The 11,480-nt window shown below is 47.1% G+C and carries 8 protein-coding genes, 1 pseudogene and 1 other annotated feature (1 of these 10 only partly in view); of the genes and pseudogenes, 7 read left to right on the top strand and 2 right to left on the bottom strand.

The annotated features are described in order from the left end of the window. The 7 genes and pseudogenes from ACFQZR_RS19920 (at position 1) to ACFQZR_RS19950 (ending at position 7,871) form a co-directional block, all read left to right on the top strand. On the top strand, positions 1–2,583 hold the full coding sequence (locus ACFQZR_RS19920) for a DUF5696 domain-containing protein (protein ID WP_379349154.1): 2,583 nt from the start codon (positions 1–3) through the stop codon (positions 2,581–2,583). Position 2,584: 1 nt separating this feature from the next. Beyond that, the gene (locus ACFQZR_RS19925; protein ID WP_379349156.1) at positions 2,585–3,493 is read left to right on the top strand and encodes a carbohydrate ABC transporter permease; all 909 of its coding nucleotides are present in this window, start codon (positions 2,585–2,587) and stop codon (positions 3,491–3,493) included. After that, positions 3,483–4,469, top strand: coding sequence for a carbohydrate ABC transporter permease (locus ACFQZR_RS19930; RefSeq protein ID WP_379349159.1), 987 nt, complete (start codon positions 3,483–3,485; stop codon positions 4,467–4,469). Before ACFQZR_RS19925 ends, ACFQZR_RS19930 begins: the two co-directional genes overlap by 11 nt. Positions 4,470–4,505: 36 nt before the next feature. Next, positions 4,506–6,080 carry a DUF4855 domain-containing protein gene (locus ACFQZR_RS19935; protein WP_379349162.1) on the top strand — a complete coding sequence of 525 codons (1,575 nt, stop codon included), beginning with the start codon at positions 4,506–4,508 and terminating at the stop codon, positions 6,078–6,080. Between the two features lie 19 nt (positions 6,081–6,099). Then, a pseudogene (locus ACFQZR_RS19940) lies at positions 6,100–6,252 on the top strand (alkaline phosphatase family protein); the annotation flags it as partial. 247 nt (positions 6,253–6,499) lie between these two features. Next, on the top strand, positions 6,500–6,685 hold the full coding sequence (locus ACFQZR_RS19945; RefSeq protein WP_379349164.1) for a hypothetical protein: 186 nt from the start codon (positions 6,500–6,502) through the stop codon (positions 6,683–6,685). A 574-nt stretch (positions 6,686–7,259) separates the two neighbouring features. Further along, on the top strand, positions 7,260–7,871 hold the full coding sequence (locus ACFQZR_RS19950; protein ID WP_379349166.1) for a TetR/AcrR family transcriptional regulator: 612 nt from the start codon (positions 7,260–7,262) through the stop codon (positions 7,869–7,871). Between the two features lie 174 nt (positions 7,872–8,045). Here the strand turns inward: ACFQZR_RS19950 and ACFQZR_RS19955 are convergent, their stop codons facing one another. Further along, positions 8,046–9,626, bottom strand: coding sequence for a DUF5597 domain-containing protein (locus tag ACFQZR_RS19955; protein WP_379349168.1), 1,581 nt, complete (start codon positions 9,624–9,626; stop codon positions 8,046–8,048). A gap of 50 nt (positions 9,627–9,676) precedes the next feature. Further along, entirely contained in the window at positions 9,677–11,068 is a 1,392-nt protein-coding gene (locus tag ACFQZR_RS19960) for an MFS transporter (RefSeq protein WP_379349170.1), read from the bottom strand. Positions 11,069–11,265: 197 nt separating this feature from the next. Further along, positions 11,266–11,480, top strand: a binding site (T-box leader); it runs 48 nt beyond the window's last position.

An 11,480-nucleotide genomic window follows, 5' to 3' on the forward strand; every position in this document is an offset into this window, starting at 1 on the left:
ATGAACAAACGAATAATCCTCATAGTTGCCGCAGTATCGGCATGTCTCCTGCTTCTGGTCTTATGGCTGCTGTTCGAACGGAATGACGACAGCTATCAACAGGCCATAGCGGCCGCTGAACAGCGGATGTCCGCCGACCTTGCCGCGGTGAGCGTCATGTCGGATGTGGCCAAGGCTGATTGGAAGCCCGATCCTGAAGCTGCACCAGCAGGCTTTACGAAGGAAGCTGAGACAAAGCAATTAGTCTTGTATATGAACCGGGAGACGACAGAGATTGCCGTCAAGAATAAGGCTGGCGGCAAAATATGGCGTTCTAACCCGGAGGGACGTGAGAATGATCCGATTGCCTCGGGAGCCAATAAGAAGCAGTTGTCTGCACTCTTGAGCGTCACCACTACGACGAAGAATGGTCAGCCTGTGGAGCAAAACAGCTTCTCAGACAGTGTTGAAGCAGGTCAAGTGAAGCTGGAAAGCATCGAAGACGGCGTGAAGGCGACCTATACCATCGGAGTGATGGAGAACGGCGTGGATTCAATCCCCAGTGTGATTAGCAAGAGTCGGATGGAGGAGAAGATCCTTAACAAGCTGACAGATAAGAAGAAGCAATCGGAGATCAAGAAGCGTTTCAAGTACGATGAAGCAACAGAAACGTACACGCGCAGAGAAATAAGTTCGGTTGCGGTCAATTCGGTATTGTCGATTCTGAAGGAGGCCGGATATACCGAGGAAGACCTTGCTTATGATTTGGCAGAGAACGGTGTTGAAGGAGGGAGCTCGAAAGAGTTTGCGCAGTATGAGATTCCGGTCGAATTCAAGCTCGTCGGTGATCGTCTGAACGTTCGGATCAACAGCGCCGACATTAAACAGCTTGGCTCATTGCCGATTCAAACGATAACGGTGATGGAAATGTTCGGGGCGGCGGACAGCAAACAGGATGGTTATATGTTTGTGCCGGATGGCTCAGGCGCGCTCATCCACAATAATAACGGCAAGACCGCTTCTCCGGCCTATATCGCGCCTGTCTATGGTGTTGATCAGGCCATTATGCCAACGGAAAAGCTGAACATGCTGGAACCGATACGGATGCCGGTATATGGCATGAAGCAAGGCGACGATGCTTGGCTTGCGATCATCGAGAAGGGGGATGCGCTTGCAACTATCAAGGCAGATGTAAGCGGCCGACTCCACGATTACAATATCGTGGCTCCGCGCTTTACGTTGAAGAGCCAAGACATCCTGGTCATTTCCGGTGCGGGTAAATCAACCTCCAACCTTGTCAGTCAGACGCATCCATACCAAGGAGATATTGTAGTCAGCTATGGCTTCCTACACGGTGAGAAAGCGAATTATGCCGGGATGGCCGAGATGTACCGTAATTATCTGGTTGATCGCCATGGCATGACTCCATTGGAGCCGCAGCCGAACACACCTTTCACACTTGAGTTGGTTGGCGGAACAGACACAGCCAGAACCTTTCTCGGTATTCCTTATGACGCGGTGGAAGGTTTGACGACATATGATCAAGCGCTGGATATAATCTCTCAGCTGCAGAATAAGCAGATCGATGCGATTAAGCTTCGATACAGCGGTTGGTTCAACGGAGGGCTCTTTCATTCCGCTCCAGGCGAGGTAGACTTTGATGGGGCCGTAGGCAGCGCAAAGGAATTCAACCGCTTCGTACAGGAAGCGTCAAATCGCAATGTCAGCGTGTACCCTGATGCGGCATTTAATCGGATCTATAAGGAAGGAGCGGGCTTCAGCACATCCAAGGATACGATCAAGTACATGTCGCAGCTGCCAGCTTCAGTCTATGCGGTCGATATGCCAAGCTTTTTGCACATGAAAGATGTGTTCTCTTATTACCCGCTTGCGTTGCACCGGCTCCCAGATCTGATGGAAGCATTCACGAAGCGGATGAGCAAGACGGATGTCGCAGGTTTGTCCTACCGAGATCTGGGGGATGAATTGAATTCCAACTTTGATGACAGCAGACCCGCGACACGTCAACATAGCGCTGCAATCGTCGAAGTGGAGCTTGAGAAAGCGAAGCAGTCATTTCCAGACCTGATGGTTAGCGGTGGCAATGCGTACACGCTTCCGTACGTGAAGACGGTGGTCAACGCGCCTAGCGGCAGCAACGGCATCAACATCACTGATGAAGCCGTTCCTTTCTATCAACTGGTTCTGCATGGCTACATGGATATCTCCACCGTACCATTTAATGAAGCGTTGGATCAGTCGAGTCGGATGAATGTATTGAAGGCGATTGAAACCGGCAGCAACGTGTATTATCGCTGGATATATGAGAAGGGTACAGATCTGACAAAGACGACCGCCAATATGCTGTATGCGAATCATTATCAAAATTGGATCGATGAAGCGGTTCAAGCCTATCAAGAAGTCAACGAGGCCTTAAAAGGGGTGCGGCACATGACGATAACCGGACATTCAGAACTGTCGGATCGTGTGTATTGTACTACTTATGAGGACGGCATTAAAATTTACGTGAATTATAACGAATGGCCTGTTTCCGTCGATGGCATATCGATAGATGGACTGGGCTATAAGGTAGGAGGAAACTGACATGCGTAAATCTCGCCTAACTTTATCGCGCAAGAAGGCATTGATGGGCATGCTGTTCGTCCTGCCCTGGTTCCTCGGCTTAGCATTCTTATTTACAGTTCCTCTGCTCCAATCCCTTCAGTACAGCTTCAGCAATCTGAAGATGGGGGAGACGGGGCTGTCGATGAATCCCGTAGGCTGGGCTAACTATATTGAAGTCTTTACTGTTCATCCGACGTTTAATCGAGTGCTGTATGAGTCGGTAATTAATATGGTGATCAATGTACCCTTGATTATCTTTTTTAGCTTATTCATAGCTACGATATTGAATCAGAAGTTCAGAGGGCGCTCGATTGCGCGCGCAATCTTCTTCCTGCCGGTCATTATCTCAACAGGACTAATTTCAAGTCTGGATTGGGCGGATTTCATGGGCCAAGCCGCACAGGGAAGCTCGATTGCGGATAGTGCAAGTGGAACGTTGACAGCTTTGAAGAATTTCGAGCTGGAGAGAATTCTCTTCCAGATGGGCGTCCCCTCTGGATTGATCCACTATCTATCAGATGCGGTTAACCGCATCTACCAGATCATCAGTGCTTCTGGTGTGCAGATCATCATCTTTTTAGCAGGGCTTCAATCCATATCGCCGTCACTGTATGAGGCTTCGCGGATTGAAGGAGCGACGGCGTACGAGAATTTCTGGAAAATTACGTTTCCGCAAATGACACCGCTCATCCTGACAAACACCATCTATTCGATCATTGACTCTTTCTTGAATAGCCCGATGTCAGGCTTGTTGAAGACCACATCCTTTAGGCTTTATAACTTTGGATTAAGCGCGGCCATGTCTTGGGTTTATTTCCTTACTATACTGGTGCTCCTTGGCTTGTTTACACTCATTATTTCAAAGAGGGTGTTCTACTATGATTCGTAAGAAAGAGATCTCTGTCATCGAGAAGGTCGATCAGGCTGCGGAATCAGTTCACAGACATTTACCTGCAGTGACGAATAAGAGCAAAGAATGGCTGTGGAAGATATTCCGCACCGTGCTCCTAGTTGGGATCAGCTACGTTATCCTTTATCCCATTCTTCTCAAAATATCGATTGCATTTCGGGGACAAGAGGATATGTTTGATCAGACGATCTTCTGGTTCCCTAAGCATGTGTCATTCGATAACTTCATCTACGTTATGGAGAAGATGGATTATTGGGGGTCGCTGATGAACACGCTCTTCATAGCGGCTATGGCGGCTATTCTGCAAACCATTTCATGCGCGCTGGCGGGCTACGGATTTGCGCGTTTGAAATTTTGGGGATCCAGCGTTCTGTTTGTACTGGTCATATTCACGATTATCGTGCCACCGCAAACGATCATGGTTCCTACTTATCTGCATTATCGCTATTTCGATTTATTTGGCCTAGTGGAATCGCTGACCGGCAAGCCCGAACTTAATCTGCTCAATACACAGTGGCCATTTATCTTGTCGTACCTGACAGCGACTGGCCTTAAGAATGGACTTTATATTTTTATATTCCGTCAGTTCTTCCGGTCTCTGCCGAATGAGCTGGAAGAAGCATCCTTAGTCGATGGAGCGGGACCGTTCAAGACATTCAGAAGCGTCATGCTGCCGAACGCGGTGCCAGCTATCGTGACCGTCGTGCTGTTCTCGTTTGTATGGCAGTACAGCGATACTTATTACGTATCCATGTTCTTAACGGAGTCATCCGTATTATCCATGCAGTTGTCTGCTTTGCCAGGTACGCTTGGCCTTAACAGTTCTGAGCCTATTCTGAACTCGTACCGACTCAATGCGGGTATTGTATTGGTCATTATCCCATTGATCATCTTCTATCTGCTGCTGCAGAAGAAATTTGTCGAGAGCGTAGAGCGCTCAGGTATTGTCGGATAGAAAGGGACGTATGACTTCTAGGAGGATGAAGGGAAGATGAACATACTACAAAGCAATCTTGCGGCTGGCTTGCCCTATCAAATAGATTCGGTGCGAGGAGCGGCGATCCTGGAGCAAACGCTATTGACGGACGGGCAACGGGCGGAACTGGACCCGGATGATCCACGGTGGGTTCGCTTTTCTGAAGGGACCACACACGGAATCATCCTTGATTTTGGTGATGAGAAATCGATTGAGCGTGTTGCAATCCGGTTCTTGCAGTATACGGATCAGAAGGTATTTTTCCCGGCTACCGTATCCGTGTTTGCATCCGCAGACGGACAGGGATGGGAGCTTGTCACTCACATCCCTACCCGTAAGCCTATGTGGCATGCCGGTCCGCCGCATGACCAGCTCTACGTATGGGATGGTAAAGCGGATGGCCTGCGTACTGGAGATAAGGAAGCGAAGTCCTTCGCAGCGCGATACTTGAAGGTAACTCTTACAGCCGATCTCAATCTAATGGCTGATGAGCTGGAGGTATGGGGAACGGACGCGGTTACGGATGAAACGGGTAGAACAGATTCGTATCTGCCCGGGTATATGGCTCCGGGAGAACATACGGCTGGCATCCATGATCTGGTGCTGCTGTACAATGGACATTATTCCAACGGCACTGGCGCATGGACGAAGGACAACATTATTCCTTATATCAGCTACGTAGATGAGCAGAGAAGGCCTATTGATTGGATGTTTGACGGCGTGCTGTATCTTGGTTTGCTGAGTCCTTCCGGACATAGCTTTGAAACGGGAACCGCGGTAATCGAGACGGAGTGGAAATGGTATCTCGATAAAACCTTTGGTGTTGACGGTGATCTTGATCAATTGAATGATGCGGTGAAAGAGGCGGCTGAACAGCTAGGGCAATCGGATAAGCGTATGAAAGTCGTGCTCATGCTGCCTAACCCAGGCACGCTTAGCTCTTCGTTTGAGATTAAGGAAGGCCAGTTAGCCGCTTATGATAGCGGCGCGCTCAGTGTGGCGGAAGAACTCGATATGAAGAAGCTGCTGATGCGCTGGTATATGGATGAACTCATGACCAGATGGAGCTTGAAGGGCTACGATCATCTGGAACTGTCAGGCATCTATTGGCTGAGCGAAGGAGTAAGTGTGGACATCCCGCAGGAAGATAACCTGATCCGCTACATGAGTGAGATCGTGCATGAACAGGGCCTGCATTTCTTCTGGATTCCATTTTTCTACGGCGGACGCAGCTTTGACTGGAGAGAGCTGGGATTTGATGCAGTCGTATTGCAGCCGAATCACTTCTTTAACGGTACGAAGGAAGAACGTATAGAAGATACGGCTTATTTGGCCCAGCTATATGGAGTTGGCATCGAGATGGAATGCGATGAAAGGATGAATGAGGATCCCGCATATCGCCGCAGGTATATAGAGTACCTGAACGGAGGCGTCAAGTACGGCTATATGACGAATACCTTGAGAGGGTATTATCAAGGGAACACCTCATTGCTGGACAGCGCCCGCAGCACGAACCCTGAGCATAGAGAGCTATACGATTGGACTTATCAATTTATAAAAGGCACATATGAGATACAAGAGCTAGAGTAAGATGGGGGTAGATTCGCTTGCGGATGCGGAGCATCTGAGGCAAGTGTACGATCCTGACTTTCTGTACATACATTCCATGAATATTGATGATATGGGTCATAAGTTCACCTCCAATTCCGCTCAGTATCGCGGCGCTGCGCTCAAGATGGACCAGTTGCTGGCGATGCTCCTGCAATGGCATGTGTCGGTTATTGCTGTGCTGCTCCTTATATGGGGGTTCTAAGCTGCTGAAAAATCGGCAGTTTTTCTTTTTGAGCCGAATTTTTCTCTGATTGGTATAGGGAAATTATTCTGTCACGATTACCAACGTCTGATCACAACAGCCGTCACAACTGCTTAATCACAACACTCTAATTACTTATGCAAATGCTACCAACTAAGTATAATAGAAATAAACTTTCAATAAGGAGACGATGAACATGAAAGCATCTCAAGATTTCATTAAGCAGTTGGAGCTTCTATATGAAGTTTACGAGAAAGAAGTAACGGAGAAGCTAAGAGCCGGTATTCTGAAGGAAACTACCGCCAAGACGTACCTAACTCACTCCTCCAATTTCGCCAGATGGTGTAAAAATGATTTTGTGCCTGGGGACAGAAATAAGTAATGCAAACGGGGTTAGAGTATTGGCCCATGCTGATGTAAAATTGATGTAAAACATTATCAGAACTGAGCTGATTGTAACTTTCGTAAACGGAAAACCACTATTAGAAAGCTTATTAGATCAAGAGTCTTACGGGCTAAAGCAGATTACATAAGGCATATATATGTTTCCGCGTACCGTTCATGTAGAATCGGTGGCAAGTTTTAAGGGTTTCTCTCCTGAATTGTTGTGGTGGGCGGAAAATTTGAAAATAGAAGTTGTCTCCAATCAGGGTAACTATGGATTAAAGTTTCTGATTGATAGAGCAGAAAGTTGGATTCAAGAGGGACCAGAAATAAGAGAGAGTGTATTCGGATTGTCGCCTCACCTAAAAAAATGGTTGGACTTCGTATTGGAAGGTAGAATGATAGAAATAGCCCATTGATTCTTATCCAATAGATTTTATCGAGAGGGAAGAAGGCTTGTACAGGATATCAGTTGAAATACCAGTGGATGTTTTAGGTGATGGAGCCTAGTATTTCATTCAGTATATGAGTAATGTATATTTCATATAGGGATGAAGCGAGGGGATGAAGGAATGGATATGCAAACGACAAGGCAACGTATCCTGGTAGAAGCAGAAAAACAATTTATAGCGCTCGGGATCGCAAATGCTCAAATGAAAGATATTGCATCGGCTGCAAACATCAATCGGAGAACACTGTATCGTTATTTCCCCACGAAAGATGAATTAGCTTTCGAAATTGAAATCCTGGTGATGAAACAAATACAGGACTATCTTACGCTGGATATCGGGGATACGACCGGCAAAACGGGTTTTGAAAAAGTAAAAGCGTACTTCTTTCAGGTTGATCTGGATAAAGTCAAAGAACAGATCAAATTCACTGCCGAGTTCGACAGGTATTTTCAGGACAATTATCCGAATCCAGAGCTGGAACAATCGTTTATTGAAGCTTTAAATCCCGATCGGGACCCACTGTTTCATTATATTCGCGAAGGGGTGACAGATGGCTCCATACGTAACGATCTGACGGTCGAAGAGCTGTACCACTTTATTAGCCACAGCTTTCTCTCCCTCTTCCAACGTCTGATACTGAGAGAGAACCACTTGAAGCATGAATACTGCGATAATATTGATTTTCACAAAACTTTTCGGAATGTTGTGTTAAGCGGAATAAAGCGCACATGAATACCAGAGTTTATTTGACCACATCAGAAAGTATAGGTTTTTGATATGCAAAAACGACTTTCTGATTGGCGATAAAACCTACATCTAATCGCGGTCGCTCATCTTCGAATGGCCTCGATAGAGGTTTTCTCACTACGGCTTCATGTGCGCTCGGCAGGGGCGGTTATTCGATAGCTATGGCGTTAGAACGATCCTTACGACGCCGCAATAGGGAGTAGCCCAGAAACTTCCGAATACGGATTCATCGCCATTTCGGGTGCGAGTGGGCACGAACTCACCTGTCTCTGTCAGATAGCCTTCCTCGACGGAAAGATAGTCCACGGGGGTTTGTACTAACGACATTTTCAGAGCATCCAACCATCCAGGTCCTGACCCGGGAACCATAAAGAGATGGAAGTTGCCGGCCAAGTAAAATTCATGCGGTCTGGCTTCAATGATAAGTCCGTGTTTCGGTCGTCCTTCAATTAACTTAGGATTACGGGCATGTCTATGGTCCTTGTTCTCGCTCGTTGGGCCCATATTGATAAAAGGCACTGCTCCGATGTATTGTTCGAATTCAAAACTCTGGTTCATTTGATAATCCTCTTCTACGACGGCATGAACTCTGCCTGTGCCTCGATACTTCTGAATCAACGGCAATAAACTCATTACGCTGCGGAAGCTCTCGGCGAATAATACGGCATCTTCCAGCAGATTGCCTTCCATATCCAGGATGCTGTCTACGCCAAAACAAAAATAACCGATCGCGTTGTAGTCAGCCAAAGCTCGGAGCATATTTCTCGCATTAAGCCCGTCTGGGCTGGATTCCGGAACAAATAAAGGATTGTCTTGCCGGAGATAGTCTTCGCAAATAATCCTGTAGTCGCTATAATTTACAGAGTAAATATCCGGTGCGATCAAATCCAAATGAGGCGTCGCAAATTTCCAAATGTCTAACGTGCTCCTGACAGGCCCGCCGGCAGGATAGAATCCCGGAATCGGCCAACCCGGAAAAGAGAGCCAAGCATTGGTATACATAGGAAGGTTATATACCGCGCGGCCTTCTGCGGCGATATGATCGATATATTTGGCAATAGACCAAGCCGTGCAGAACTCTCCGCCCGAGACGCCAAAAACTTCCTCCCAACTTCCTTGTTCTTTAGAACCGTTCTTCTGCAAGACTTCCCAGACGTTGCCTTCTCCAAGGCCCTTCACATGTTCGAGAAGTTCGGAGGGGACAGCCCCGGATAATACGGCATTTGCCTCAGGTCCATAATCCCTGTCACAGCCAAGAATGCCCGGTTCATTCTCCACTTGCACTGCAATAACGGTCTCCGTCTCGCTATCTCTTTCTTTCAGATGCCCCATCAATGCGCGGAACGCTCTTGCATCCGCCTGAAGTGCTTCCTCGCAAAAAGAAGAAAGGATATTCATAGGGACGCCGTCGCTGCGAAGCACTCTGAAAAATCGCTGCTTGTCTGTCTTGATCCAACCGGGACAATAACGCATCTCGCCATTCTTCCAGGTTGCGAACCATAATACGATCAGGTGCAAGTCATTCTTCCGGCACTCCTCGAGCAGCATATCTACCGAAGAAAAATCAAATTGCCCCTCGATCGGCTCCACTTGATCCCAATAGACCGGAGCTTCCAGCGTATTGCCTCCCAATGCCTTGACACCAGCGATAGCAGATGCCAATTCTTCCGCGGTATAGGCGCTGGAGTTTTTGGACTGGCCTCCCATCGGCATGAATGGTTTTCCCTTTACTGTAAACATACAATCCTCTCCTGTTCTTATATTGAAATGGGGTAAATATGAATTTCAACTTACGCGTGGTGAGTCGGTTCTTGAGCTTCCAATTTCCCTATCGGGTGATGACTTGCGCTGATTTTTTTCTCATCGTATTTAAGAAAAGCAAATAAGGAAAAGAGGGAGACAAGGGCAGCTATGACGACGGATATTCGGATCCCGGAATCATCATGAACCGAATTCCCGATTGCCAATACGGTGGGCAAGATGATAACGGATAAAGCCGTTCCAAATTTCGTTAGGAACGAGCGTACGCCAAAGTACAGCGCTTCTTTGTTTTCTCCGCTTGAACTGGCGTCATATACGGCGCAATCCGCAACGATGGCATTCGGCAATATGCCTGATATGGCCGCGGTAACCGCAGAGAGAATTACGATGGGAATCAACTGTAGAAATCCGTCAAACGGAAACATCCCCATAAGCGAGATATAGATGAAAGAAACGATAAGAGAAGCGAACGATACGATCATCAACTTCTTCTTGCCATACCTTTTACTTAATCGATTGACCACCGGATACAGCAGGAACGAAAGTACGCCGACGGCAGCCACAATTAGCCCGACATGCGTTTCCTTCTGCCGTGCGAGCACCGTAATGTAGTAAACAAGGGATGATTGGAAGAAACTGTTCGTGAACCAATACCCCAGCTCACTCATTAAGAAAAATCTGAAATCTCGATTTTGAAATATTGCTTTAACGGATGCTTTGATGTCCAAGCTTGTCGCGGTAGTGGTACCATACAGATTCTCATCAATTGTATAGGCGGGTATGAGCATAAGAATCAATGCAATGGCTGCTAGTCCTGCAAAGGTCCACTGAATCGAAGCGGTTTTTGAAATTCCGAAGACCGTCATGACGGCCTCCCAAATATTAGGGGCGAACGTTGCAATAATCAGGCCTAGAAACCAGGTAACCGAGATATACGTCGACAGATCGATTCGGTCTTCCATGCTGCGGCCCAATTCACTTAGAAGGGCAGTGTAGGGTATCACATAACAAGTAAATGCAACAAAGTATAGAGGCAGAAGGATGAGAAGCCATAAGGAATTGATGGTATGAATGCCGTTTTGAAAAGGAACGAAAAATATGCACACGAGCAAAATGGCGCAAGGCAGCGCGCTTCGTCTCATAAAAGGTGTCCGTCTCCCGAGGCGGTGCTTGGTTCTATCGCTCATGTTCGCAATCCACAGGTCGGTCACTGCATTGATCAATGTAGAGATTCCCATGATGACGCCAATAATCGTAACGCCCATAAACACACTGCCTTGCGGGATCACCACATGAATGCCGGATTCTACTGGCGGCAAATAAAAATAGATGAGCCATGTTCCCATGATTCCGGCCAGAATCGACCAGCCTAGCTGCCCAAGCGAGTAGAACACCCTGATCCTTCTTGGCAATGTTACCATTGAAGCCCTCCTTTGCTATTGTTTTTCACTTGTGTGCCACACGTGTGGCATGTGGTAATTGTACAATATTGGAAATAATATCGTCAATATCCTTTTCATGCGTCGATTTGCTTCTGCATAGAAGGAGATTCTTGAAAAGCTTGAAGCAGAGAGATTATTTACATCCCAGCCATAATCTGATAACATAAACCCAACATTAAAATGCGATGAAGAGAAGAGTAGGTAACTTTATTCTTACACAGAGAGCTCCGGCAGCTGGAAAGGGGCAAAGAATTCGTTATTGAAAAAAGACTCAGAGCAGCACGTAGAAACCTATCTGGGGGATGATGTGCCAGGTGCTCCTGTTATAGAGCTAGAGTATAAGCATTACATCGTAATGCCGTACTTGAAGAGGTTAGTATGGTGATATACT

Source organism: Paenibacillus sp. GCM10027629, from assembly GCF_042676425.1.
GTDB lineage: Bacteria > Bacillota > Bacilli > Paenibacillales > Paenibacillaceae > Paenibacillus_K > Paenibacillus_K terrigena.

Bases quoted from the DNA above. Each gene is read 5' to 3' on its own strand.
- ACFQZR_RS19920 (WP_379349154.1), top strand. From the start codon at position 1: ATGAACAAACGAATAATCCTCATAGTTGCCGCAGTATCGGCATGTCTC.
- ACFQZR_RS19925 (WP_379349156.1), top strand. From the start codon at position 2,585: ATGCGTAAATCTCGCCTAACTTTATCGCGCAAGAAGGCATTGATGGGC.
- ACFQZR_RS19930 (WP_379349159.1), top strand. From the start codon at position 3,483: ATGATTCGTAAGAAAGAGATCTCTGTCATCGAGAAGGTCGATCAGGCT.
- ACFQZR_RS19935 (WP_379349162.1), top strand. From the start codon at position 4,506: ATGAACATACTACAAAGCAATCTTGCGGCTGGCTTGCCCTATCAAATA.
- ACFQZR_RS19945 (WP_379349164.1), top strand. From the start codon at position 6,500: ATGAAAGCATCTCAAGATTTCATTAAGCAGTTGGAGCTTCTATATGAA.
- ACFQZR_RS19950 (WP_379349166.1), top strand. From the start codon at position 7,260: ATGGATATGCAAACGACAAGGCAACGTATCCTGGTAGAAGCAGAAAAA.
- ACFQZR_RS19955 (WP_379349168.1), bottom strand. From the start codon at position 9,626: ATGTTTACAGTAAAGGGAAAACCATTCATGCCGATGGGAGGCCAGTCC.
- ACFQZR_RS19960 (WP_379349170.1), bottom strand. From the start codon at position 11,068: ATGGTAACATTGCCAAGAAGGATCAGGGTGTTCTACTCGCTTGGGCAG.